28 protein-coding genes and 1 pseudogene are annotated in these 22,198 nt (G+C 59.7%); 19 read left to right on the top strand and 10 right to left on the bottom strand.

The window, feature by feature from the left end:
• Positions 1-19: 19 nt before the first annotated feature.
• The 14 genes and pseudogenes from G7G_RS23055 to G7G_RS0114290 all read left to right on the top strand — a co-directional run bounded on the left by G7G_RS23055 (position 20) and on the right by G7G_RS0114290 (position 11,151).
• A pseudogene (locus G7G_RS23055) lies at positions 20-564 on the top strand (HK97 family phage prohead protease).
• 36 nt (positions 565-600) lie between these two features.
• On the top strand, positions 601-1,779 hold the full coding sequence (locus G7G_RS0114230; protein ID WP_029622018.1) for a phage major capsid protein: 1,179 nt from the start codon (positions 601-603) through the stop codon (positions 1,777-1,779).
• A gap of 172 nt (positions 1,780-1,951) precedes the next feature.
• A complete protein-coding gene (locus G7G_RS0114235) occupies positions 1,952-2,551 on the top strand; it encodes a head-tail connector protein (protein WP_010442104.1) in 600 nt (199 codons plus the stop codon).
• Complete coding sequence (locus tag G7G_RS0114240) at positions 2,548-2,886, top strand: head-tail adaptor protein (RefSeq protein ID WP_010442105.1); 339 nt, start codon at positions 2,548-2,550, stop codon at positions 2,884-2,886. Before G7G_RS0114235 ends, G7G_RS0114240 begins: the two co-directional genes overlap by 4 nt.
• On the top strand, positions 2,883-3,296 hold the full coding sequence (locus tag G7G_RS0114245) for a DUF3168 domain-containing protein (protein WP_010442106.1): 414 nt from the start codon (positions 2,883-2,885) through the stop codon (positions 3,294-3,296). Before G7G_RS0114240 ends, G7G_RS0114245 begins: the two co-directional genes overlap by 4 nt.
• 20 nt (positions 3,297-3,316) lie before the next feature.
• Positions 3,317-3,730, top strand: a complete 414-nt coding sequence (locus G7G_RS0114250; protein ID WP_010442107.1) for a phage major tail protein, TP901-1 family — start codon at positions 3,317-3,319, stop codon at positions 3,728-3,730.
• The gene (locus G7G_RS0114255; RefSeq protein ID WP_010442108.1) at positions 3,730-4,044 is read left to right on the top strand and encodes a gene transfer agent family protein; all 315 of its coding nucleotides are present in this window, start codon (positions 3,730-3,732) and stop codon (positions 4,042-4,044) included. The genes G7G_RS0114250 and G7G_RS0114255 overlap by 1 nt, the downstream gene beginning before the upstream one ends.
• Positions 4,041-4,250 (top strand): rcc01693 family protein, encoded by a 210-nt coding sequence (locus tag G7G_RS0114260; protein ID WP_010442109.1) that lies wholly within the window; start codon positions 4,041-4,043, stop codon positions 4,248-4,250. The genes G7G_RS0114255 and G7G_RS0114260 overlap by 4 nt, the downstream gene beginning before the upstream one ends.
• Positions 4,237-4,899: a phage tail tape measure protein gene (locus G7G_RS0114265; protein ID WP_010442110.1), complete on the top strand. Its 663-nt coding sequence runs from the start codon at positions 4,237-4,239 to the stop codon at positions 4,897-4,899. Before G7G_RS0114260 ends, G7G_RS0114265 begins: the two co-directional genes overlap by 14 nt.
• 12 nt (positions 4,900-4,911) lie before the next feature.
• Positions 4,912-5,544 (top strand): DUF2460 domain-containing protein, encoded by a 633-nt coding sequence (locus tag G7G_RS0114270; protein WP_010442111.1) that lies wholly within the window; start codon positions 4,912-4,914, stop codon positions 5,542-5,544.
• On the top strand, positions 5,544-6,428 hold the full coding sequence (locus tag G7G_RS0114275; RefSeq protein ID WP_010442112.1) for a DUF2163 domain-containing protein: 885 nt from the start codon (positions 5,544-5,546) through the stop codon (positions 6,426-6,428). Before G7G_RS0114270 ends, G7G_RS0114275 begins: the two co-directional genes overlap by 1 nt.
• Positions 6,428-6,868, top strand: a complete 441-nt coding sequence (locus G7G_RS0114280) for an NlpC/P60 family protein (protein WP_010442113.1) — start codon at positions 6,428-6,430, stop codon at positions 6,866-6,868. Before G7G_RS0114275 ends, G7G_RS0114280 begins: the two co-directional genes overlap by 1 nt.
• Positions 6,868-10,848 (top strand): baseplate multidomain protein megatron, encoded by a 3,981-nt coding sequence (locus G7G_RS0114285; RefSeq protein ID WP_010442114.1) that lies wholly within the window; start codon positions 6,868-6,870, stop codon positions 10,846-10,848. Before G7G_RS0114280 ends, G7G_RS0114285 begins: the two co-directional genes overlap by 1 nt.
• Positions 10,849-10,854: 6 nt before the next feature.
• Entirely contained in the window at positions 10,855-11,151 is a 297-nt protein-coding gene (locus tag G7G_RS0114290) for a DUF7742 family protein (protein WP_010442115.1), read from the top strand.
• Here G7G_RS0114290 and G7G_RS24895 read toward each other — a convergent pair.
• Positions 11,132-11,197 carry a hypothetical protein gene (locus tag G7G_RS24895; RefSeq protein WP_310793658.1) on the bottom strand — a complete coding sequence of 22 codons (66 nt, stop codon included), beginning with the start codon at positions 11,195-11,197 and terminating at the stop codon, positions 11,132-11,134. The two genes, G7G_RS0114290 and G7G_RS24895, sit on opposite strands and share 20 nt — an antisense overlap.
• On the opposite strand from G7G_RS24895, the gene G7G_RS24900 reads away from it, so the two are divergent.
• The 3 genes from G7G_RS24900 (at position 11,189) to G7G_RS24400 (ending at position 12,666) form a co-directional block, all read left to right on the top strand.
• Positions 11,189-11,464, top strand: a complete 276-nt coding sequence (locus G7G_RS24900) for a hypothetical protein (protein ID WP_310793659.1) — start codon at positions 11,189-11,191, stop codon at positions 11,462-11,464. The two genes, G7G_RS24895 and G7G_RS24900, sit on opposite strands and share 9 nt — an antisense overlap.
• A 92-nt stretch (positions 11,465-11,556) precedes the next feature.
• Positions 11,557-12,366, top strand: a complete 810-nt coding sequence (gene cysE, locus G7G_RS0114300) for a serine O-acetyltransferase (protein WP_010442117.1) — start codon at positions 11,557-11,559, stop codon at positions 12,364-12,366.
• Positions 12,367-12,525: 159 nt separating this feature from the next.
• Positions 12,526-12,666 (top strand): hypothetical protein, encoded by a 141-nt coding sequence (locus G7G_RS24400; RefSeq protein WP_010442118.1) that lies wholly within the window; start codon positions 12,526-12,528, stop codon positions 12,664-12,666.
• A 58-nt stretch (positions 12,667-12,724) separates the two neighbouring features.
• Here the strand turns inward: G7G_RS24400 and G7G_RS0114315 are convergent, their stop codons facing one another.
• The 7 genes from G7G_RS0114315 to G7G_RS0114345 form a co-directional block, all read right to left on the bottom strand.
• Complete coding sequence (locus G7G_RS0114315; protein WP_010442119.1) at positions 12,725-13,600, bottom strand: potassium channel family protein; 876 nt, start codon at positions 13,598-13,600, stop codon at positions 12,725-12,727.
• 4 nt (positions 13,601-13,604) lie between these two features.
• The gene (locus tag G7G_RS0114320; RefSeq protein ID WP_010442120.1) at positions 13,605-14,906 is read right to left on the bottom strand and encodes a pyruvate dehydrogenase complex dihydrolipoamide acetyltransferase; all 1,302 of its coding nucleotides are present in this window, start codon (positions 14,904-14,906) and stop codon (positions 13,605-13,607) included.
• Position 14,907: 1 nt separating this feature from the next.
• Positions 14,908-15,168, bottom strand: a complete 261-nt coding sequence (locus G7G_RS0114325; RefSeq protein ID WP_010442121.1) for a hypothetical protein — start codon at positions 15,166-15,168, stop codon at positions 14,908-14,910.
• Positions 15,168-16,538: a pyruvate dehydrogenase complex E1 component subunit beta gene (locus G7G_RS0114330; protein ID WP_010442122.1), complete on the bottom strand. Its 1,371-nt coding sequence runs from the start codon at positions 16,536-16,538 to the stop codon at positions 15,168-15,170. Before G7G_RS0114330 ends, G7G_RS0114325 begins: the two co-directional genes overlap by 1 nt.
• Positions 16,539-16,553: 15 nt before the next feature.
• Positions 16,554-17,543 carry a pyruvate dehydrogenase (acetyl-transferring) E1 component subunit alpha gene (gene pdhA / locus G7G_RS0114335; protein WP_010442123.1) on the bottom strand — a complete coding sequence of 330 codons (990 nt, stop codon included), beginning with the start codon at positions 17,541-17,543 and terminating at the stop codon, positions 16,554-16,556.
• Positions 17,544-17,727: 184 nt separating this feature from the next.
• Positions 17,728-18,027, bottom strand: coding sequence for an FtsB family cell division protein (locus G7G_RS0114340; RefSeq protein WP_029622020.1), 300 nt, complete (start codon positions 18,025-18,027; stop codon positions 17,728-17,730).
• 128 nt (positions 18,028-18,155) lie between these two features.
• Positions 18,156-19,346, bottom strand: coding sequence for a phosphoglycerate kinase (locus G7G_RS0114345; protein ID WP_010442125.1), 1,191 nt, complete (start codon positions 19,344-19,346; stop codon positions 18,156-18,158).
• Between the two features lie 136 nt (positions 19,347-19,482).
• Here G7G_RS0114345 and G7G_RS0114350 point away from each other — a divergent pair, with 136 nt between their 5' ends.
• Both G7G_RS0114350 and G7G_RS0114355 read left to right on the top strand, forming a co-directional pair.
• A complete protein-coding gene (locus G7G_RS0114350; RefSeq protein ID WP_010442126.1) occupies positions 19,483-19,989 on the top strand; it encodes a peptidylprolyl isomerase in 507 nt (168 codons plus the stop codon).
• The gene (locus tag G7G_RS0114355; protein WP_010442127.1) at positions 19,982-20,530 is read left to right on the top strand and encodes a peptidylprolyl isomerase; all 549 of its coding nucleotides are present in this window, start codon (positions 19,982-19,984) and stop codon (positions 20,528-20,530) included. Before G7G_RS0114350 ends, G7G_RS0114355 begins: the two co-directional genes overlap by 8 nt.
• A gap of 51 nt (positions 20,531-20,581) precedes the next feature.
• Here G7G_RS0114355 and aqpZ read toward each other — a convergent pair whose 3' ends face one another.
• Both aqpZ and G7G_RS0114365 read right to left on the bottom strand, forming a co-directional pair.
• A complete protein-coding gene (aqpZ, locus tag G7G_RS0114360) occupies positions 20,582-21,271 on the bottom strand; it encodes an aquaporin Z (RefSeq protein ID WP_010442128.1) in 690 nt (229 codons plus the stop codon).
• A 106-nt stretch (positions 21,272-21,377) separates the two neighbouring features.
• Positions 21,378-22,157, bottom strand: coding sequence for a HalD/BesD family halogenase (locus G7G_RS0114365; protein WP_010442129.1), 780 nt, complete (start codon positions 22,155-22,157; stop codon positions 21,378-21,380).
• Positions 22,158-22,198 lie beyond the last annotated feature (41 nt).

Here is a 22,198-nt window from a genome sequence, read left to right on the forward strand (position 1 = left end):
GGGTTACATGGAGAAGTTCATGGAATTGGAACATAAATTCGCACAGTTCGGAGACAGCTTGTCAGTGACCGACGATGCGGTGATCGAAGGGTATGCCAGCCTGTTTGGGCAGGTCGATCAGGGCAGCGATGTGGTGCAGCGCGGGGCGTATAGGGGCTCGCTGGAGGGGCTGGCGAAGGCAGGTCAGCGGGTCAAGATGCTGTGGCAACACGATCCGGCGCAGCCCATCGGTGTCTGGGACGAGGTGCGCGAGGACGACCGGGGCCTTTGGGTCAAGGGACGTCTGTTGGAGAGCACGCAGAAAGGCCGTGAGGCGGCCGAATTGATCCGGGCGGGGGCGATGGACGGCCTGTCGATTGGCTATCGCACCAAGCGGGCCGTAAAAATGACAAGGGCCAGCGGGTCCTGACCGAACTGGAGCTATGGGAGGTGTCTTTGGTGACCTTCCCGATGATGCCCAGTGCGCGGGTGGCGGCGAAGGGTTTTGAGCCTGACGTTGAAAACACCTGGCGCAGTATTGCCGAGGTGTTCAACGACGCCCGGCAGGAGCTGGCGCGGACCTAGCGCGCCTCAATACCCACCCAAAAACAGGACATGCTGATGAGCAAGACCGAGATCCCGGCCTTGACCGGAGAGGGTGCGCCCCTGGTTCAGGAGGTGAAGCAGGCGATGGCTGGCTTCGTGAATGAATTCAAGGGCCTGAAGGATGAAGTTAATACCAAACTGCAACAGACAGAAGAGCGACTGACCATGCTGGATCGTAAATCAACCATCGCGGCGCGCCCGCATCTTGCGGCCTCGATCGAGGACGGTGCCCCGCATCAAAAGGCATTCGACGCCTATGTGCGTTCGGGTGAGGATGATGGGCTGCATGGGCTGGAGATTGAGGCCAAGTCGCTTTCGACGGCAGTCAACAGCGATGGTGGCTATCTGGTCGATCCGCAGACGGCTGAGATGATCAATTCGGTGCTGAATTCGACCGCTTCGATCCGCTCGATCGCGTCGGTGGTGAATGTCGAGGCGAACTCGTTCGACGTGCTGATCGACCACACCGATGTGGGCGCGGGTTGGGCGGATGAGAACTCGGCCACGGCTGAGACCTCGACCCCATCCATTGATCGGATTTCGATCCCGCTGCACGAACTGAGCGCGCTGCCCAAGGCCTCGCAACGTCTGTTGGACGACAGCGCGTTTGATGTCGAAGGCTGGTTGGCCGGTCGTATAGCCGACAAGTTTGCACGCGCTGAGGCGGCTGCGTTCATCAATGGCGATGGTGTGGACAAGCCCAAGGGTATCCTGACCCACCGCACGATGGAGAACGGCAGCTGGGGCTGGGACAGCTTGGGTTATGTCGCGTCGGGCATTGGTGGCGGCGTTGATGCGGATGCGATTGTGGACGTGGTCTACGCGCTGGGTGCGCAGTACCGGGTGAATGGCACCTTCGTGATGAACTCGAAAACCGCGGGTCTAATCCGCAAGCTGAAGGACAGCGATGGCCGCTTCCTGTGGTCGGATGGCCTGGCCGCTGGTGAGCCTGCGCGTCTGATGGGCTATCCGGTGCTGATCGCCGAGGACATGCCGGATGCAGCGACCGACAGCTACTCGATCGCTTTTGGCGACTTCCAATCGGGCTACACCATTGCCGAGCGTCCTGATCTGCGCGTGCTGCGCGATCCGTTCAGCGCCAAGCCGCATGTTCTGTTCTACGCGACCAAGCGTGTCGGCGGCGATGTGAGCGACTTTGCTGCGATCAAACTGGTGAAATTCGGCACCGCCTAAAGCGGGCTGAATCCGGGGGGCTGCAAGGCCCCTCGGGCGGCGGGCGCGGGCCGGGGTGCGATCCCCCGCGTTGTCTAGCTGCTCCCCTCCGTCCGAGCAACGTGGGGCGGCGCGTGCCCGTCATTTTCCAAGGATACGGCCCCGGAGGGGTCCGAGATTGCGGAGTGAATGGATGATGTTGATCGAAGAAACCGCCATCGCGGATGCGGCGCTGCCAGTGGATCAGTTCAAGGCGCATTTGCGGCTGGGCACGGGGTTTGCCGAGGATGATGTGCAGGATCAGGTGCTGAACGGGTTCCTGCGCGCGGCCATTGCGGCGATTGAGGCGCGCACGGGCAAGGTGCTGATTGAACGGAATTTCTCGTGGAGCCTGAACGGCTGGCGTGATCCGGCGGGCGAAGCATTGCCGGTGGCTCCGGTCACGTCGGTTGATGCGGTCACGCGGACGGATGCGGCAGGAACCGAGACCGCGGTGGAGGCGGTGGCCTATCGGTTGGAGCGCGACAGTCAGCGCCCTCGGCTGCGTCCTGCGGGTGCGACCTTGCCCGCGATTACGACGGGTGGGGCGGTGAAGATCGCCTTTACCGCCGGGATGGCGACGAATTGGGGTGGCCTGCCCGCCGATTTGAGGCAGGCGGTGCTGCTGTTGGCGGCGCACTATTACGAATATCGCGATGAAACCGCGCTTGGCGCTGGGTGTATGCCCTTTGGCGTGACCAGTCTGATCCAGCGGTATCGCATGGTGCGGTTTGGTGCGGGGGTGATGCAATGAACACGCCGCATTTGAACCGCAAGCTGGTGCTGGAGGCCCCGGTCCGCAGCGCGGATGGCGCGGGAGGGTATTCCGAAACATGGGCCGCGCTTGGGTCGCTTTGGGCCGAGGTTACGGCGCGCAGCGGGACCGAGCGCGCAGTTGGTGGCGCTTCGGTATCGCGCGTTGGATACCGCATCGTGGTGCGGGGCGCGCCCGAGGGGTCCTCGATGCGGCCTGCGCCGGATCAGCGGTTTCGCGAGGGGGCGCGGCGGTTCGTGATCCGTGCGGTGGCTGAGCGCGACGGACGCGGCTACTACCTGACCTGTTTCGCAGATGAAGAGGTGGCCGCATGAGCTATGGCGTTTCGGCTGCTTTACAGGCGGCGGTGTTTCAACAGCTTTCAGGGGATGCGCAGGTCAGAACGCTTTCGGGCGGGGCGATCTATGACGCGGTGCCCTCGGGCGTGTTGCCACAGACCTACGTGACCTTGGGGCCGGAGGAGGTGCGCGAGGCGTCGGATCGATCTGGTTCGGGTGCGGTGCACCGGTTCACGGTCTCGGTGGTGTCCGAAGCGGCGGGCTTTGGCGCGGCTAAGACAGTGGCCGGTGCGGTCTGCGATGCGCTGGAAGGGGCGGCTCTGGATTTGGATCGTGGCCATTTGGTGGGGCTTTGGTTCGAGCGTGCAAGCGCCAGACGTACGGGAACCGGCGGCGCGATCCGCCAGATCGATCTGAGATTCCGCGCCCGCGTGGAAGACGACTAAGCAATCAACGGAGAGAGCATATGGCTGCCCAGAACGGAAAAGACCTGTTGGTCAAAGTGGATATGAACGGCACTGGTCTGTTCGAAACCATCGCGGGCCTGCGCGCCACGCGTATCAGTTTCAACGCGGAAAGTGTGGATGTGACCAGCCTGGAAAGTCAGGGCGGGTGGCGTGAGCTGCTGTCAGGGGCGGGGGTCAAATCGGCCTCGATCTCGGGCTCGGGCGTGTTCAAGGATGAAGGCACGGATGAGCGCGCACGTCAGCTGTTTTTTGACGGTGAGACACCCGGTTTTCAGGTGATCATCCCCGATTTCGGCATTGTCGAAGGCCCGTTTCAGGTTAGCAGCATCGAATATGCGGGCTCGCATAACGGTGAGGCGACCTATGAGATGAGCATGGCAAGCGCCGGTGCGATGAGCTTTACGGCGCTCTGATGGCCAATCCGTGGACGGGCGAGGTGGCGTTGACCATCGATGGGAAGCAGCGGGTGCTCAAGCTGACATTGGGTGCCTTGGCGGAATTGGAACAGGAACTGCAGGCCGGGTCTCTGGTCGAGCTGGTGCAGCGGTTTGAAGGCGGGGCTTATTCCAGCGGTGATGTGCTGGCGCTGCTTGTCGCAGGGTTGCGGGGCGGCGGAGCGCAGGTCACGCGCGATGATCTGCTGCATGCCGAGATTGCGGGCGGGCCGATGGCGGGCGCTAAGGCGGCAGCCGAGTTGCTGGCGCGGGCCTTCATGGTGCCCGAGTGAGCGGGTTCGACTGGCCCGTGCTGATGCGGGCCGGGTTTCTCGGCCTGCGTCTGACGCCTGAACAGTTCTGGCGTCTGACCCCGGTCGAGCTGCGGCTGATGCTGGGGCAAGGCGCGGGGATGCCTTCGATGAACCGGGCGGGCCTGGATGCCTTGCTGACGGCCTATCCGGACAAGACACAAGGAGAGCGTGATGACGGATCGTGATGGTTTTGACGACCTGCAGGAGCGGGGAGAGGCGCTGGGCGATGCGTTGGGCGACGCTGCGGCAATGGCCTCGGCGTTTGATGGTCAGATGCGGCGGATCAGGGCCGCGTTTGAAGAGACGGGCAAGGATATCGCCACGCTTGAGCGTGGCATGTCCGGCGGTTTGCGCAAGGCCTTTGATGGCGTGGTGCTGGATGGGATGAACCTGTCGGGCGCGCTGGATGTGTTGAAGAACTCGATGATCCGCACGGCGTATTCGGCGGCAATCAAGCCGGTGACGGACCACTTCGGCGGCATGCTGGCCAATGGGGTTGGCGGTCTGGTTCAGGGGATTCTTCCGTTTGCCGATGGCGGCAGTTTTTCCCAAGGCCGGGTGATGCCTTTTGCCAATGGTGGTGTGGTCAGCAGCCCGACGATGTTTCCGATGCGCGGCGGCACCGGGTTGATGGGCGAGGCGGGCCCCGAGGCGATCATGCCACTGGCGCGCGGAGCGGACGGCAAGCTGGGTGTGCGGACACAGGGTGGGGGCCGGGCGGTGAACGTGGTGATGAACATCTCCACGCCCGATGTGCAGGGGTTCCGCCGCTCTCAGGGTCAGATCGCGGCGCAGATGAGCCGGGCCTTGGGGCGTGGCAATCGCAACAGATAAGGGGAGCAGGTGATGAATTTCCACGAGGTGAGATTTCCCGCCAGCCTGAGCTTTGGCTCGGTCGGGGGACCGGAACGGCGCACAGATATTGTGACGCTGACCAACGGGTTTGAGGAACGCAACACCCCCTGGGCGCATTCGCGCAGGCGCTATGATGCCGGGCTGGGGATGCGGTCGCTGGATGATATCGAGACTCTGATCTCGTTTTTCGAGGCGCGGCAGGGGCAGATGTTTGGGTTCCGCTGGAAGGACTGGTCGGATTTCAAATCGGGTGCGGCGACGGCCGAGGTCGACAAGGGCGATCAGGTGATTGCGCGCGGCGACGGTGAGACGACCGAGTTTCAGCTGGTCAAGACCTACAGCTCGGGCGGGTTCAGCTATGTGCGGCCGATCCTGAAGCCGGTGCTGGGGACCGTGACACTGGGGCTGGATCAGGATGCGCAGCGCGAAGGCGTGGATTTTGAGGTCGATCTGGCGGTCGGACGTGTGACCTTTGCAGCACCGCCGCCCGAACAGGTCGAGATTACGGCAGGGTTCGAGTTCGACGTGCCTGTGCGGTTTGACACGGACAAGATTCAGACCAGCGTCGCCAGCTTTCAGGCAGGCGACGTGCCGAATGTGCCCGTGGTCGAGGTGCGGGTCTGATGAGCGGCGATAAACAGGCGCTACAGACGCATCTGCAAAGCGGTCTGACCACCACTTGTCGCTGTTGGGCCATCACGCGCAGCGACGGACAGACCTTTGGTTTCACCGATCATGACATGGAGCTGCGCTTTGACGGGCTGGTCTTCAAGGCGAGCACTGGTTTGACGGCTGCGGCGATCGAACAGGCAACCGGCCTGTCGATCGACAACACCGAGGCGATGGGCGCGCTATCTGATGCCTCGGTCCGAGAAGAGGATATCGAGGCAGGGCGTTTTGACGGGGCCGAGGTACGGGCTTGGCTGGTCAACTGGGTCGATCCAGAGCAGAGGATGCTGCAGTTTCGCGGCTCAATTGGCGAATTGCGGCGCGCGGGTGGGGCGTTTCATGCGGAACTGCGCGGGTTGACGGATCTGCTGAACCGGTCATTGGGGCGGATCTATCAGAAGCCCTGCACGGCTGTGCTGGGGGACAAGGCGTGCCGCTTTGCCCTGGAGACACCCGGCTATCGAGCCGGGGCTGAAATTGTCGCGTTGGACGGCGCGGCTTTGCGGTTGCGGGGTGCGGAGAGTTCTGACGCCGGGTGGTTCGAGCGCGGCAGGCTGGATGTGCTGGACGGGGCTGCTCAGGGCCTGTGGGCCTCGATCAAGCTGGATGAACCGGCGCGAGATGGGCGCGATGTTACGCTGTGGTCGTCGATTGGCGGTGGGCTGGCGGTGGGCGACAGGGTCCAACTGACCGCCGGGTGTGACAAACGCATGACCACTTGCCGGTTAAAGTTCAACAACATGCTGAATTTTCAGGGCTTCCCCGACCTGCCGCACGAGGACTGGGTCATGGCCGTGCCCAAGCGCAGCAGTCAACACAAAGGGGGGAGTCGGCGGTGATGCGGAATAAGCAAGAAATCGTTGAAGAAGCGCGGGCGTGGCTGGGTACGCCCTACGTGCATCAAGCGTCTGTCCGTGGGGCCGGGGCGGATTGCCTGGGCCTGCTACGGGGCGTTTGGCGCGCTGTGATGGGGCATGAGCCCGAGGCGGTGCCGGTCTATAGCATGGATTGGTCTGAGCCGCAGGGCGAGGAACGCATGTGGGCTGTGGCCCGCCGCCATCTCATCGAGAAATCGCCCGAGGATATAACCACGGGGGATGTTTTGCTGTTTCGGATGCGGGATTCGGCGGTGGCCAAGCATCTGGGCATTGTCAGCGCGCCTGATCCGATGCGATTCATCCACGCCTATACCGGGCACGGTGTCGTTGAAAACACACTGAGCGAACCGTGGCGTCGCCGCGTCGTCGCCTGTTTCGAATTCCCGCTGGAGGACCTCTGATGGCTACAATTCTTCTGTCTGCCGCTGGGGCGGCAATTGGCGGCTCGATCGGCGGCTCTGTCGCAGGTCTGTCAACGGCAGTAATTGGTCGTGCTGTTGGGGCGACACTGGGGCGGGTGATTGACAACCGGCTGATGGCCAGTCAGTCCGTCATGGGGGGCGGCAGTGAGGTCGTTGAAACCGGACGTCTGGATCGCTTCCGTCTGACTGAGACCGGCGAGGGTGCGACCGTCGCGACAGTCTATGGCCGGATGCGTATCGGCGGACAGGTCATCTGGGCATCGGATTTTCTGGAAACCCGCTCTACATCGACCTCGACACAAACCTCGGGCGGTGGTGGCGGGGGCAAAGGGAAGCCCAAGCCCGTTGAGGTGACGACGACAACCACCACCCATAGCTACAGCTATTCGGTATCTCTGGCGATTGCCGTGGGCGCGGGCCAGGTCGCGGATATCACACGCGTCTGGGCCGATGGTGAAGAGGTCGAGCGCCAAACGCTGAATATGCGGATTTATCGTGGAGATCACGATCAATTGCCCGATCCACTGATTGAGGCGGTTGAAGGCGCAGGCACGGTGCCTGCCTATCGCGGTACGGCTTATGTGGTGATCGAAGATCTAGCGCTGGGCCCTTTTGGCAACCGTGTACCGCAATTCTCATTTGAGGTGGTACGGCAAGAACAAGACGAGATGCCGGATGCCGCAGACGCGCTGTCTCGGATCATCAAAGGCGTGGCGCTGATGCCGGGAACAGGCGAGTACGCGCTGGCTTCATCTCAAGTCAATTACACCAAGGGCCGGGGCCGCAGTTGGGCGGCGAATGTCAACTCGCCATCGGGCAAAACCGATCTTGTGACATCGACGCGGGCGCTGGGCCAGGAATTGCCGGGTTGCGAGGCGGCCTCGTTGATCGTGTCGTGGTTCGGCGATGATTTGCGCTGCGGTGAATGTCAGATTCGACCCAAGGTAGAACGCAAAAATATCGAGGGCGCAAACATGCCCTGGAGTGTATCGGGTCTGTCCCGAACTGCGGCAGGGCAAGTGAAATGGCAAGATGGGCGCCCGATCTATGGCGGCACCCCGGCTGATGCGGCAGTGGTGCAGGCGATCCGCCACCTGAAGAATTCGGGCAAACGGGTCATGTTCTATCCGTTCATTCTGATGGAGCAATCAGAGGGCAACGGCCTGCCTGATCCGTGGTCTGATGCTTTTGATCAGCCGCATTTGCCGTGGCGGGGGCGGATCACTTTGGATGTTGCTCCGGGACGCACAGGCTCGCCGGATCAAACTGCGGATGCGGATGCCCAAGTGGCGGCGTTCTTTGGTACGGCGCGCGCGTCACATTTCTCGACCAGCGGCAGCAAAGTGACCTATCGCGGCCCACAGGAATGGGGACTGCGGCGGTTCATTCTGCACTATGCAGCTCTGTGCAAGGCGGCAGGCGGTGTGGAGTCCTTCTGTATTGGGTCTGAGATGCGCGGGCTGACACAAATCCGCGGCGCGTCGGGCTTTGCAGCAGTTGCCGAGTTGCGGGAATTGGCTGCGGAGGTGCGTACGATATTGGGGCCGGAGACCAAGATCGGCTATGCCGCCGACTGGACCGAGTATTTCGGGTATCAACCGCAGGATGGCACTGGTGACCGGTTCTTCCACCTTGACCCGCTTTGGGCTGATGAGAACATCGATTTTGTCGGCATCGACAATTATATGCCGCTGTCTGATTGGCGGGATGGAGCCTCGCATCTGGACGCTGAGGCGTCGAACGGGTCGATCTATGACTTGGACTATCTGCGCGGCAATATCGAAGGCGGCGAGGGGTATGATTGGTACTATTCCTCGCCCGAGGAAGCCGAAGCGCAGATCCGAAGCCCGATCACCGATGACGACCATGGCGAGCCATGGGTTTGGCGGTACAAGGATCTTCGTAACTGGTGGGCGAACCGACATCACGAGCGGATCAGCGGCGTCCGGCAGGAGACTCCTACGGATTGGGTGCCTGCAGCCAAGCCGATCTGGTTTACAGAACTGGGATGCGCGGCCATCGACAAAGGCACGAACCAGCCGAACAAGTTCCTGGATCCGAAATCGTCTGAATCTGATTTGCCAAATTATTCCAACGGTTTGCGAGACGATTTTATCATGGCTCAGTACCTCCGGGCTGTCCTTGGCTATTGGGGTGACCCTGAGATCAACCCGGTATCGGACATCTATGATGGCCCCATGGTAGACATGTCGAACGCCTTTGTCTGGGCGTGGGATGCACGACCCTTCCCAACCTTTCCAAACCTGCGATCGCAGTGGTCGGATGGCGACAACTACGCGCGCGGGCATTGGCTGAACGGGCGGTCCGGGTCGCGAACATTGGCCTCGGTCGTGACAGAAATCTGTCACAAGGCGGGGGTGGCGGCCATCGATGTTTCAGAGCTGTATGGCGTGGTGCGCGGCTATGCGGTCGAAGAGGTGATGAACGCGCGGCAGGCATTGCAGCCGCTGATGCTGCGATATGGGTTCGATGCGATCGAGCGGGACGGAGTGCTGAAGTTCAGAACCCGCGATGGGCGTCGGGCCGTAGATCTGGACCCCGAGCAGATCGCGATCAGCTCGGATATCGATGGACCGTTCGAACATCGCCGCGAGGCAGAGGCTGAGATGACTGGACGTGTCCGTTTGCGGTTTGTCCAGTCGGATGCGGACCATGATGTGGTTGCGGAAGAGGCCGTCTTGCCCGATGACAGAACCCATTCGGTCGCGGTCAACGAAATGCCTCTGTCGATGACTCGCGCCGAAGGGCGTCAGACGGTCGAGCGTTGGCTGAGCGAATCCCGCATTTCGCGCGAGACGGCGCGCTTTGCTCTGCCGCCCTCGCTGCTGCATGTCGGGGCTGGCGATGTGGTGCGTTTGCCGGATGCTAGGGACGGAACGCTATATCGGATTGACCGGCTGGAACAGGCCGAGATGCAATTGGCCGATGCAGTACGGATTGAACCCGGCGTCTATACGCCGTCCGACGTGCTGGACGATGTAGCTGCGGCCAAACCGTTCATCGCGCCGGTGCCCGTCTTACCGGTGTTCATGGACCTACCGCTGATCACCGGATCCGAAGCGCCCCATGCGCCTTATCTTGCAATCTCGGCCGAGCCGTGGCCCGGCAGCGTGGCCGTCTATTCAGCCCCACAGGATGAGGACTATACGCTGCATCAGGTGATCGCAGGGCAGGCGGTGATTGGGTTCACCGAGACACCGCTGCGGCGCGCTGGGGCCGGGCTCTGGGATGAAGGGGCTGCGCTGCGGGTCAATCTCATCGATGGCGTGTTGGAGTCTCGTCGACGCTCAGCGTTGTTGAGTGGTGCTAATCTGGCCGCCATCGGGGACGGAACGCCCGGCAATTGGGAAGTGTTCCAGTTTTCCGAAGCCAACCTGCAGGAGACCGGCGTGTATAACCTGTCAGGCCGCCTGCGCGGACAGTTGGGTACGGATGCCTTGATGCCCGATATCTGGCCAGAAGGGTCAACCTTTGTGCTGCTGGATGAACGTGTTTATCAGACCGGATTGCTGCGCACCGAACGGCGCGTGGCCAAGCATTACCGCATCGGCCCGGCAACGCGCGGCTATGAGGACCCGGCCTATGAGCATCTGGTCGAAGCGTTCGACGGCAATGGGCTGAGGCCTTATTCGCCGGTGCATTTGCGAGTCTCTGTGACGGGCGCGGGCGACGACATCTCTTGGGTGCGCCGGACACGGATCGATGGCGATGACTGGGGCGGGCTCGAAGTGCCCTTGGGGGAAGAAAGTGAGTCTTATCTAGTTCGCGTGTTCACCGAAGGCGCTTTGCTGCGCGAGACGGTTACCAGCGCTCCGGTCTGGCAGTATTCCGCCGCGATGAAGTTCGACGATGGGCTGAGCGGAGCTTACGACATCGCGATCGCACAAGTCTCAGCCACTTATGGGCCCGGTGCGTTTGCACATTTTTCGGTAGGCTAAGGCACTGTGAGACCGGTCCTGCACGGAGATATCAGCACAGCGGCGCGGGCTTTGCTGGCTGCGCCGCTAGCCGACCGCGATCAGTTGAGCACCCTTTTGATCTCTGAGGCCGAACTGGCAGATCAGCACGTCGCCAGAACGGGTCGGCTGCATCCGGTTTACGGAAATGGCTCACTAATGGCGGCTGCACGCAGTCGACCGCTGGCAGATGAACCAAGTTTCGATGATCTGCAATATTGCCAGTGTTTCGAGATGGTTCTGCTAAAACTGATCCGGTTTCAGATTAAGCAGTCGCGCAGCTAACACATTTGGATGCGGCAAGGTCCAATTTTAGCCGACCGTGGGCAATTTCCTCGCCGCAATCTTCGCAATAGCCAAACTCGTCCTCTTCCAATCGGACAAGCGCAGCCTGAAGACGATGAACTTCGGTGTTCCGCCGAACCTGCTGGGCTTTCGCCATCGCCTGATTTTGAAGGGCATCCATTCGGCTAAGTCGACCAACTGCCTGTTGATCCAGTTCCACAATCGATTGAGCTTCTTGGCCGGCTGCGGATTGCGTGGCCAGATCGCCAAGGCGCTGGTGGATGAGTTGCCGGAATTGCTCCAGTTCAGCTGAGTTCATTTTTTGTTGCACTGCGCATCAAGGGTTTGCGTTTGGCGTTTTTGCCACTAGATGGCTATTCTAAGCGCAGCAAAGGATGAAAAGCCATGTTCGAAACGCGCAGCCAAGTGACGCCAGTGGATCCCGTTTGGGATCGCATAACCTCTGAGGCCCACGCGGCCGTTGAAAAAGAGCCGCTGATGGGCGGGTTGGTGCATGCCTGTATACTGCATCACCGCAGCCTGGAACGGGCGCTTTCCTATCGAATCTCGGCCAAGCTGTGCTCAAACGAGATGTCGATGATGGTCCTGCGCGAGATCGTGGACGAGGCCTATACCGACGATAAGGCACTGCTCGAAGCCGCGCGGGCCGATCTGATGGCAGTCTATGAGCGCGATCCGGCCTGCCACCGTCTGTTGCAGCCGATCCTTTATTTCAAAGGCTATCAGGCGATGCAGGCCTATCGTGTTGCGCATTGGTTATGGAAGAAGGGGCGGCATGATCTGGCGTATTTCTTCCAGATGCGCTCGTCCGAGATTTTCGGGATCGATATCCATCCTGCAGCCCGCATTGGTAAAGGCATCATGATCGACCATGCCCATTCCATCGTGATCGGTGAGACCGCGGTTGTGGGCGACAATGTGTCGATGCTGCATTCGGTAACGCTGGGCGGGACCGGCAAGGAAGAAGAACAGCGCCATCCTACCATCGGCGACGGGGTTCTGATCGGAGCGGGCGCCAAGGTTCTGGGCAATATCGAGGTTGGCCATTGCAGCCGTATCGCTGCCGGATCGGTGGTTCTGCAAGAGGTTCCGGCGTGCACGACGGTTGCCGGTATCCCAGCCAAGATCGTGGGCGAGGCCGGATGTGACCAGCCGTCGATCTCGATGGATCATATGCTGGGCAAAGACCAGTGAGATTGGGCCTTCGATGAAGGCCCACAGCTCGCATCCAGGAGTGGTTATGAATCTTGAATTTGGTAATCTTTTCTTTGCTTGGACATGATAGCCTGTTGCCGAGCTGCGACTTGAAGTTTTGGCTTTAGATTGCTATATATAGCGAGAAAGGAGCAAATCATGACTATAGCAAAATCATTAAACATGATCGCTGCAATTGCTGTTGTATGCGCTGGTTTGCTTGCTGTTTTGGCACCCGAAGCAGAAACGCAGGTCGGCCCGGCGAAAGTGGCCCTGTTTCAGTTGATTCAAAGCGACTGAAAGCTTTATCCGAAGAGATAGAAGATGGGGTTTCGGATCTGGTTTCACCGGATGCGGATCATCCAAGTGATATCCATATGATTCCACCAAAGATTATGGGCACTTGTATCAGCGCTGGCAGGTAAAATCCGGGCAGGCCGTAAGCGGTCGCGCTGGCACCCCAAAGCGCGAGATAGAGAGTTATAGCAGAAAAGCACGCCCTCACAGCAGAGATATGACCAAAATGCCGCTGTAAGACTGCGGCAAACCGGTTTGAGGTTGGGGTGCCTTTTGGACTTGCTGGCTTTGGCGTCCGCCCCTTCTCAGCATCACCAGCGGTTTGGCCTCCAGACCCACTTCCGGAATCACGGCTATTCACACCGTGATCAATTACGATCCCGACGATCATACCCAGATACAGATACCCCAATACGGCTTGATATCCCGCATATAGCCGGAAATTAGGGCTGGGCTGCATATCTCCGTACCCCAGCGTGGTGAAGGTCACTACGGAAAAATAAAGTGCGTTTCGAAAGCTCTTATCGATCATGACGGTTTCGCCGACATAACCATCGGGCACCAGCACGGGCAAACCATCCTGGAAAACATAAGCGGATGCCCCGGGACATATGGCTGCGGTGCAATAAACACCGACAACGGAATTCAAAGCCGCAAAGGCGAGAATGGTCAGAAAAGCCCCGAGCAAGATCGCAGACCAGGCAGCCCAATTGGGGATGTGCCGAGAAAAATGAGCAGAGATACTGGCAAGGCCAGCCGCAGTTGCCACGATTAGAATGATGGGAAATGGGGGCAGTTCATACCCCCATACCTCAAATCCAAACGCCAGCAATTCGCGTGGTCGCAAAACACAGATTATCAGAAAACCCAGCAGAATAAGCAGCGGGAATATTATGTCCCGGAACCAAGAGGCTCGGGCGTCGCTGTTATCAGCCATGGCGTCAGGCCAGCATAACCATCGGGTTTTCCAGATTGTCGACGATGGCTTGCAACAGCTGCGCCCCCAGCGCGCCGTCGATGACCCGATGATCGACTGACATGGTGACGGACATGACGGTTGCGACCGTCAGCTCTCCGTCCTCGCCCACGATGGGTTTTTTGAGGCCGGTTCCAACTGCGAGGATACCTGCATGCGGCGGGTTCACGATGGCGTCGAAATTGTCGATGCCGAACATGCCGAGATTCGAGACAGCGAAGGTGCCGCCTTGGTATTCGTGCGGGGCCAGCTTGCGCTCGCGGGCGCGACCTGCAAGGTCTTTCATCTCGGTTGAGAGCGCGGAAAGTGACTTGGTGTCGGCGTCCTGCAGGACCGGTGTGAACAACCCGCCTTCGATCGCAACCGCAACCGCAACGTCTGATGGTTTCAATTGCAGAACACGGTCACCGGCCCAGACGGCGTTGCATTCGGGAACCTGTTGCAGCGCGTTGGCGACGGCTTTGATGATGAAGTCGTTGACGCTGAGTTTCACACCCCGGCCTTCGAGTTGCTTGTTCAGCTGGCTGCGGAATTTCAGCAGCGCATCCAGCTTGATATCCCGGCGCAGGTAGAAGTGCGGGATTGTCTGCTTCGCCTCAGACAGACGCGCGGCGATGGTTTTGCGCATGCCGTCGAGTTTGATTTCCTCGTAGTCGCGTCCTTCGTACATCTTGGCCACGGCGTCTGCCGATGGACCTGCAGGCGCAGCGGCGGCTGGGGCGGCCGCAGCAGCAGGCGCTGGTGCCGCTGCAGGTGCGGCTGTGGCGCTTTCCACATCGGCTTTGACGATACGACCATGCGGGCCAGAACCTGAGATTTGAGCCAGATCCAAGCCTTTCTGTGCGGCAATCCGACGAGCAAGGGGGGAGGCGAAGATACGACCGCCATCCGCTTTGGCCGGCGCTGCCGGGGCAGGGGCGGGTGCCTCGGATGCCGCTGGCGCGGCAGCCTCGTTGCCCGCTGCGGCTGCGGGTGCAGCCGCCGGGGCGGCAGCAGGTGTTGCGCCAATGTCATCGGCGCTTTCGCCATCCTCCAGCAAAACCGCGATGGCGGTGTTCACCTTCACGCCTTCGGTGCCCTCGGCGATCAGGATCTTGCCGATGGTGCCTTCGTCGACGGCCTCGAATTCCATCGTGGCCTTGTCGGTTTCGATCTCGGCCAGCAGGTCACCGGAGGAGACGGTGTCGCCTTCTTTCACAAGCCATTTTGCAAGTGTGCCTTCCTCCATCGTCGGGGACAGGGCGGGCATCAGGATTTCGGTGGGCATCTCAGCGCTCCTCAATCAGAGTAATTTGGTCAAAGGGCGCTTTGGGGCGCCCGGTGCCGCGTGCGAGCGTCGCAATCGCAGCCTCGATTTTATCTTTGTTCTCCGCCATCCAGACATAGGCGGTCTGGTGCGAGGGGCGCGCGCCGATCAACCGCATATCCGCCGCAAGCCGTTCGGGCACAAGCGCCCGCACGGTCCGGTCATCGAGATCGATCTCGACACGGTAGCATTCGGTTGCTGGATCGCGGCCCCTGATCTCCATTACCGGTAGGTCACCTGTTTCACCGCCGCGATCACCTCATCAGTGGTGATCAGCGCCAGCTTTTCGAGGTTCGCGGCATATGGCATCGGAACATCTTTACCGGTGAGGGTGATGACCGGCGCGTCGAGGTAATCGAACGCTTGCTGCATCACGACCGAGCTGATGTAGCTACCGACGGAACCTTGCGGCCAACCTTCTTCGACGGTCACAAGACGGTTGGTTTTCATCACCGAGTTGATGATCGCGCCGGTGTCCATCGGGCGGATGGTGCGCAGGTCGATCACCTCGGCGCTGATGCCGTCCTCGGCCAGCTTGTCGGCGGCCTCCAGCGCGTATTGCATTCCGATGCCAAAGCTGACGATGGTCACGTCCGAGCCTTCGCGCCAGATTCGCGCTTTACCCAGCGGGATGGTAAGGTCATCCACTTGCGGCACGTCGAAGGAGCGGCCGTAGAGGATTTCGTTTTCAAGGAACACAACCGGGTTCGGATCACGGATGGCCGATTTCAGCAGGCCTTTGGCGTCGGCTGCGGAATAGGGCATCACCACCTTGAGGCCAGGCACCTGCATGTACCACGCGGCGTAGTCCTGGCTGTGCTGGGCGGCCACGCGGGCGGCGGCACCGTTGGGGCCACGGAACACGATGGGACAACCCATCTGACCGCCAGACATATAAAGCGTCTTGGCGGCAGAGTTGATGATCTGGTCAATCGCCTGCATGGCAAAGTTGAAAGTCATGAACTCTACAATTGGTTTCAATCCGCCAAAGGCCGATCCAACCGCGATGCCTGCAAAGCCGTGCTCGGTGATCGGAGTGTCGATGACACGCTTGGCGCCGAACTCATCGAGCAGACCTTGGGAGATTTTATACGCGCCCTGATATTCGGCAACTTCCTCGCCCATCAGATAGACGTCTTCGTCGCCGCGCATTTCTTCGGCCATCGCATCGCGGAGTGCTTCGCGGACGGTTTCGGACTTCATCTCTGCATCTGCGGGCCAGTCGGGCGACAGGTCGACCACCGGCGCAGCAGGGGCAGTGGCAGAAGCGGGGGCCTCAACCGCCGCTGGGGCGGCCTCGGTCACCGCTGCAGCAGCGGGGGCAGCTGCAGGCAGGGCTGAGGCGTCTTCGCCTTCTTCCACAAGCACAGCGATAGGGGTGTTCACTTTGACCCCCTCTGTGCCTTCAGCGATCAGGATCTTGCCGACGATGCCTTCATCGACGGCCTCAAACTCCATCGTCGCCTTGTCAGTTTCGATCTCGGCCATGATGTCGCCGGAAGATACGGTGTCGCCTTCCTTAACCAACCATTTGGCCAGTGTGCCCTCTTCCATCGTGGGCGAAAGGGCGGGCATGAGAATTTCGGTTGCCATGTCTTAATCGTCCTCTCAGGCGTAGATGTCGGTCCAGAGCTCATCCAGCGAAGGCTCGGGGCTTTCTTTCGAGAATTCTGCGGCCTGGTTGACGACCTCTTTGATCTCTTTGTCGATCGCTTTCAGGTCATCCTCGGTCGCATGTTTGCCGGTCAGCAGCAGCTCACGCACATGTTCGATCGGGTCGCTTTGTTCACGGACCTTCTGAACCTCTTCGCGCGTGCGGTATTTGGCTGGGTCCGACATCGAATGGCCGCGATAGCGGTAGGTTTTGACCTCAAGGATGTAGGGACCCTTGCCAGCGCGGCAGTGGGCGACGGCCTTCTCACCGGCAGCTTTGACCGCCAGAACGTCCATGCCATTGACGATCTCGCCGGGGATGCCGAACGCCTCGCCCCGATGGTAGATGTCTTTGGTTGAGGTCGAACGCGTCTGCGACGTGCCCATGGCGTATTGGTTGTTCTCGATCACGAAGACAACCGGCAGATCCCAGATCGCTGCCATGTTGAACGTCTCATAAACCTGGCCCTGGTTGGCCGCGCCATCACCGAAATAGGTGAAGGTTACGCCACCGTTTTCCTTGTACTTGTCGGCGAAGGCCAGACCTGCGCCCAATGGCACCTGAGCGCCGACGATACCGTGGCCGCCATAGAAGTGTTTCTCTTTCGAGAACATGTGCATCGAGCCGCCTTTACCTTTTGAAAGGCCACCTTCGCGACCAGTCAGTTCGGCCATCACGCCACCCGGGTCCATGCCACATGCCAACATATGTCCGTGATCGCGGTAGGAGGTAATCCGCTTGTCGCCTTCTTTGGCGGCAGCCTCGAGGCCCACAACGACGGCTTCCTGCCCGATATAAAGGTGGCAAAACCCACCGATCAGACCCATGCCATAGAGTTGACCTGCCTTCTCTTCGAATCGGCGGATCAGAAGCATCTCGCGGTAGTAGGTTTTAAGTTCTTCCGCAGAAACATTTGGTTTCTTTGTGGTTTTTCGCGCAGCCATCGTGGCAATCTCCCCCTCTCGGACAGATAGTTTAGCGTTAAACTATCTCATAAAGCATTTCGCGCGTTCTGGCGAGTACAAATGTGACGCGGGGGCAGGGTGCCTTCGTTTCGGTGGCAGAAAATCTTAGAAGATGAATTAGGGTGAGAGATTTTTCTGTGAAAAACCCTGTGCCTGGGCGTGATCAGCGAATGACGATTTCATCGGCGCGGATCATGCCGAGGATAGATCGTGCCTGCTGATCCAGCAGGTCGAGGTCCAGATAGGTATCAGACAGGCGACGGGTCATATTTTCCATTCGCGCGATCTCATCCTGAAGCTGGGTAAGGTCGCGGGACAGCGCGTCACGTTCTGCCGCAATTTCCACACGTCGGAACAAGCCATAATCCCCCTGCACGGCGGCAAAGGTGAAATAGACGCCTAACATAAAGGCGACCGAGTAGAATGCGAATGCCCCAAGACCGGGTCGATAGGAACGGGTCACCTTATAAACCACCGTAGAACGAACTGCCTCAAAACGTGCCCTTAGCGGGCATCTGCCTTCACTATGTCACAGGTGATTCGGCTTGTGAATCCCCTGTGAGCAAAAAGGTCAGTCTGAGGATCGGCTACTTACCGAACCAAAGCAGCGACGCCTGGCAGGGCCTTACCTTCCATCCATTCCAGGAACGCACCACCTGCGGTGGAGATATAGGAAAAATCTGCCGCTGCACCCGATGCGTTCAGCGCGGCCACCGTATCGCCTCCACCAGCGACTGAAGTCAGCTTGCCATCGCGGGTCAGTTCGGCAGCCTTCAGCGCGGCGGCATTGGTGGCGGCGTCGAACGGGGTCAGCTCGAACGCGCCTAGCGGGCCGTTCCAGATCAGAGTCTGGCTATTCTCCAGCACCTCAGACACTGCAGCGACGCTTTCGGGGCCAGCGTCCAGTATCATGGCGTCGGCAGGGCATTGATCTGCGGGCAGAACCTGATGCGGTGCGTTTGCCTCGAATGCCTCGGCCACGACGATGTCGCGCGGTAGGATAATCGTGCAGCCTGTAGATTCGGCTTTGTTCAGGATTTCGGCAGCGGTGTCGGTCATGGCGTGTTCGGCCAGAGATTTTCCGACGTCGATCCCTTTGGCCACCAGGAACGTATTGGCCATACCTCCGCCGATTACGAGGTAATCGACCTTCTCGATCAGGTTGCCCAACAGGTCCAGTTTGGTCGACACTTTCGCGCCACCGACAACGGCAGTGACGGGGCGATTGGGTGCACCCAACGCTGCCTCAAGCGCGCTGAGTTCCTGTTGCATCAGACGACCGGCGCAGGCGGGTAGCAGGCGGGCAAGCGCTTCGGTTGAGCTGTGCGCGCGGTGGGCGGCCGAGAAGGCGTCGTTGCAATAGACATCGCCCAGTTTTGCCATGCCTTGGGCAAGCGGGACGCTGTTCTTGGTTTCTTCGGTATGAAAACGGGTGTTTTCCAACAGCAGTACTTCGCCTGCGCCCAGCGATGCTGCGGCAGCTTCGGCCTCAGCACCGACGCAATCATCGGCGAACCGAACCGGTGTGCCAAAGGCGGTCTCGAGCGCCGGGACCAATTGCCTGAGAGACATCTCGGCGACGCGTTCGCCTTTCGGGCGACCGAAATGGGCCAGAAGGATCGGCTTGCCGTTTGCGGCGAGGATATCGCGCACGGTTGGCACGATGCGCTGAATGCGGGTGTCATCCGTGACCACACCATCCGCGACGGGCACGTTGATATCCACACGTACCAGAACCCGTTTGCCGTTCAGTTCCATATCGTCCAGAGTTTTCCAGCCCATCGTGTCTATCCTTGCCCATTACATCCAGTTTCAGGCGGTTCTTTTCCTGCATTTTGCCTTCAGGTCAATGCGTCACTTGGCATTCGCGCGTCTGCGTCATAGGTATTTGCGCAAGTTTCAAAGACAGGAGGGCCAGATGGCCGAGATCAAAGACCCCGAAAACACGATCATCATCGAGCTGAAATACGGCAATGTCGTTATCGAACTGCTACCCGACGTGGCCCCTCAGCACTCGGCCCGCATGAAAGAGCTGGCGCGTGGTGGTGAATATGACAACGTCGCCTTCCACCGTGTGATCGATGGGTTCATGGCGCAAACCGGCGACGTGCAGCATGGCGACATGGAAGACGGGTTCAACATTCGTATGGCGGGCACCGGTGGGTCGTCGCTGCCGAACGTTCCGGCAGAATTCTCGAAATTGCCCCATGATCGCGGCACGTTGGGTGCGGCACGCTCGGCCAACCCGGATTCGGCAAACTCGCAATTTTTCATCAACTTCAAGGACAACCATTTCCTGAACGGTCAGTACACCGTTTATGGCCGCGTCATCGATGGGATGGAGCATGTGGACGCGATTGTGCGTGGTGAGCCGCCTGCGAGCCCTGACCGGATGATCAGCGTGAAGGTGGCCGCCGATGCATAAGCTGGCTGCTGCATTCGTCGTGTTGGCCAGCCCTGCGATGGCGACAGGCCTTGAGATCGAAATCGAAGGCGAGGGGGCGAATGGCACCGTTACGGTCGACCTCTTCGAAGACCTTGCGCCCAAGCATGTCGAGCAGATTACCGCTCTGGCCGCTGGTGGTCAGTATGATGGCGTTGTGTTTCACCGCGTGATTGATGGTTTCATGGCTCAGACCGGTGATGTGCAACATGGCCGCGTTGGCGCGGACATGCGTCGCGCCGGAACAGGTGGCTCGAATCGCCCAGACCTGCCTGCTGAATTCTCGGACTACAATTTTGACCGGGGCGTTGTCGGCATGGCACGGGCACAGGATCCCAACAGCGCAAACTCGCAGTTCTTCATCATGTTCGAGCCCGGTCCGTTCCTGAACGGCCAATACACCGTTGTGGGTCAGGTCACCGACGGGATGGACGTGGTTGATGCGATCAAGCGCGGCGATGGTCCGAACGGTGCTGTTATCGGTCAGCCCGATGCGATGAAAAAGGTCACTGTGACCGAATAAAAGTAAACCCCGGCGCGCTTTTGCTGGCCGGGGGTCCTTGATGCGGCTGGGTCAATCGTCGGCCGACATCGCCCGCCAGATCAGCGCGCCAATCGCGCCGCCGATCAAAGGTGCCACCCAGAACAGCCACAGCTGCGCCAATGCCGGACCATCGGCAAACAGCGCCACGCCAGTTGACCGGGCAGGGTTCACTGATGTGTTCGTCACTGGTATCGAGATCAGGTGGATCAGCGTCAGCCCCAACCCGATGGCAATCGGCGCGAATCCTGCCGGAGCACCGCTGGACGTTGCCCCCAGAATGATCACGATGAAGAAGGCCGTCATGACGATTTCGATCACGAGGGCTGACATCATCGAATACCCTTCGGGCGAGGCCTCGCCATACCCGTTCGAGGCAAACCCTCCGACCCCCTCAAAACCCGGGGCTCCGCTGACGATAAGATAGAGGACCGCTGCTGCGGCGATTGCTCCGATCACCTGAGCGATCCAATAGGGGATCAGATCTTTGGCGTCGAACCGCCCGCCTATCATTAGGCCAAGGCTGACTGCCGGGTTGAAGTGCCCGCCCGAGATATGCCCGACCGCGTAGGCCATGGTCAGCACTGTCAGGCCAAAGGCAAAGGAAACGCCCAGCCAGCCGATACCCACATCGGCGACACCCGCAGCCAGAACCGCGCTACCGCAGCCACCAAGTACTAGCCAAAAAGTGCCAAAGAATTCAGCCATAAGTTTCGATGACATGAAAAGTCCTCCAGAAAACAATGGCTTTCAGTATAATTCATAAAGTGCGTTTTGTGAAACTGACGTCTACGGGGAATTTCTTAGGCTCCTTCACAGCGTGTGGAAACTATCCAGTGCGTCCGTAGAACGTCTGGCGCGCGCTTTCCGATAATGAGATGCCGGGTTCAGTGTTGTAGGCGAGCACGGCAAGAATACGGGTCTGTTCACCCTCGTTTGGTGCAACCCGATGGATCGAATTCCGGCCGCGGAAGAACACCAGCGTTCCAGCGCTGGCGTCAAGCCGATTAACTGGGGTACGGCCATCAAGGATGTCACCAACCGCGTCAAAGCTCATCTCACCGGCATCTGCATCGCGCATATCACGAACGTACTCAAATGACCCGCCGTGTTCCGGAGGTTGCACCATCAAAGTGATCGCGAATGAAGAGTTGTCGAAGTGCCAGCCCAACTCTTGGCCTTGCTCGGCAAAATGCAGGTTAATGGACGACAACGGATCGGCATATTCATACAGCGCGCCTTCTTCCAGCACGTCGCACAGAAAGGTGCGGAATACATCGGAATCGTATAGCGCCCGCAGGGCGGAGGATTCGGCAATTTGATCGTCTGTCAGGCAACCTTTTGAGGATGTAACCAGCCTGTTGCGCGGGTGATCAGGATTGTAGGCAGGGTCCATCGGGCTGAGATAGACCGTATGTTTTTCGGTCTTCGCATAAACCTTTTCCCGCTTGGCTAGACCTTCGGCCCGAATCGAGGATATCGCGCCCTCTTTGACAAAACCCGGCATCTCCAGCACACCGTCGCGTTGATAGCACTGTCTGAGTTTCGCGCAAAATTCCGCATCTTCGATCGGGTATGTGGTGAGGTCAACAATATCTGCCAGTTCCATTGAGCCTCCAGGCCGTTGAGTGCAATATTCCCAACCGGTGT

It is taken from the genome of Ruegeria conchae (genome assembly GCF_000192475.1).
GTDB classification, from domain to species: Bacteria; Pseudomonadota; Alphaproteobacteria; order Rhodobacterales; family Rhodobacteraceae; genus Ruegeria; species Ruegeria conchae.

Excerpts from the sequence above, each read along its gene's own strand:
- G7G_RS0114230 (WP_029622018.1), top strand. The coding sequence starts at position 601 with ATGAGCAAGACCGAGATCCCGGCCTTGACCGGAGAGGGTGCGCCCCTG.
- G7G_RS0114235 (WP_010442104.1), top strand. The coding sequence starts at position 1,952 with ATGATGTTGATCGAAGAAACCGCCATCGCGGATGCGGCGCTGCCAGTG.
- G7G_RS0114240 (WP_010442105.1), top strand. The coding sequence starts at position 2,548 with ATGAACACGCCGCATTTGAACCGCAAGCTGGTGCTGGAGGCCCCGGTC.
- G7G_RS0114245 (WP_010442106.1), top strand. The coding sequence starts at position 2,883 with ATGAGCTATGGCGTTTCGGCTGCTTTACAGGCGGCGGTGTTTCAACAG.
- G7G_RS0114250 (WP_010442107.1), top strand. The coding sequence starts at position 3,317 with ATGGCTGCCCAGAACGGAAAAGACCTGTTGGTCAAAGTGGATATGAAC.
- G7G_RS0114255 (WP_010442108.1), top strand. The coding sequence starts at position 3,730 with ATGGCCAATCCGTGGACGGGCGAGGTGGCGTTGACCATCGATGGGAAG.
- G7G_RS0114265 (WP_010442110.1), top strand. The coding sequence starts at position 4,237 with ATGACGGATCGTGATGGTTTTGACGACCTGCAGGAGCGGGGAGAGGCG.
- G7G_RS0114270 (WP_010442111.1), top strand. The coding sequence starts at position 4,912 with ATGAATTTCCACGAGGTGAGATTTCCCGCCAGCCTGAGCTTTGGCTCG.
- G7G_RS0114275 (WP_010442112.1), top strand. The coding sequence starts at position 5,544 with ATGAGCGGCGATAAACAGGCGCTACAGACGCATCTGCAAAGCGGTCTG.
- G7G_RS0114280 (WP_010442113.1), top strand. The coding sequence starts at position 6,428 with ATGCGGAATAAGCAAGAAATCGTTGAAGAAGCGCGGGCGTGGCTGGGT.
- G7G_RS0114285 (WP_010442114.1), top strand. The coding sequence starts at position 6,868 with ATGGCTACAATTCTTCTGTCTGCCGCTGGGGCGGCAATTGGCGGCTCG.
- cysE (WP_010442117.1), top strand. The coding sequence starts at position 11,557 with ATGTTCGAAACGCGCAGCCAAGTGACGCCAGTGGATCCCGTTTGGGAT.
- G7G_RS24400 (WP_010442118.1), top strand. The coding sequence starts at position 12,526 with ATGACTATAGCAAAATCATTAAACATGATCGCTGCAATTGCTGTTGTA.
- G7G_RS0114315 (WP_010442119.1), bottom strand. The coding sequence starts at position 13,600 with ATGGCTGATAACAGCGACGCCCGAGCCTCTTGGTTCCGGGACATAATA.
- G7G_RS0114320 (WP_010442120.1), bottom strand. The coding sequence starts at position 14,906 with ATGCCCACCGAAATCCTGATGCCCGCCCTGTCCCCGACGATGGAGGAA.
- G7G_RS0114325 (WP_010442121.1), bottom strand. The coding sequence starts at position 15,168 with ATGGAGATCAGGGGCCGCGATCCAGCAACCGAATGCTACCGTGTCGAG.
- G7G_RS0114330 (WP_010442122.1), bottom strand. The coding sequence starts at position 16,538 with ATGGCAACCGAAATTCTCATGCCCGCCCTTTCGCCCACGATGGAAGAG.
- pdhA (WP_010442123.1), bottom strand. The coding sequence starts at position 17,543 with ATGGCTGCGCGAAAAACCACAAAGAAACCAAATGTTTCTGCGGAAGAA.
- G7G_RS0114345 (WP_010442125.1), bottom strand. The coding sequence starts at position 19,346 with ATGGGCTGGAAAACTCTGGACGATATGGAACTGAACGGCAAACGGGTT.
- G7G_RS0114350 (WP_010442126.1), top strand. The coding sequence starts at position 19,483 with ATGGCCGAGATCAAAGACCCCGAAAACACGATCATCATCGAGCTGAAA.
- G7G_RS0114355 (WP_010442127.1), top strand. The coding sequence starts at position 19,982 with ATGCATAAGCTGGCTGCTGCATTCGTCGTGTTGGCCAGCCCTGCGATG.
- aqpZ (WP_010442128.1), bottom strand. The coding sequence starts at position 21,271 with ATGTCATCGAAACTTATGGCTGAATTCTTTGGCACTTTTTGGCTAGTA.
- G7G_RS0114365 (WP_010442129.1), bottom strand. The coding sequence starts at position 22,157 with ATGGAACTGGCAGATATTGTTGACCTCACCACATACCCGATCGAAGAT.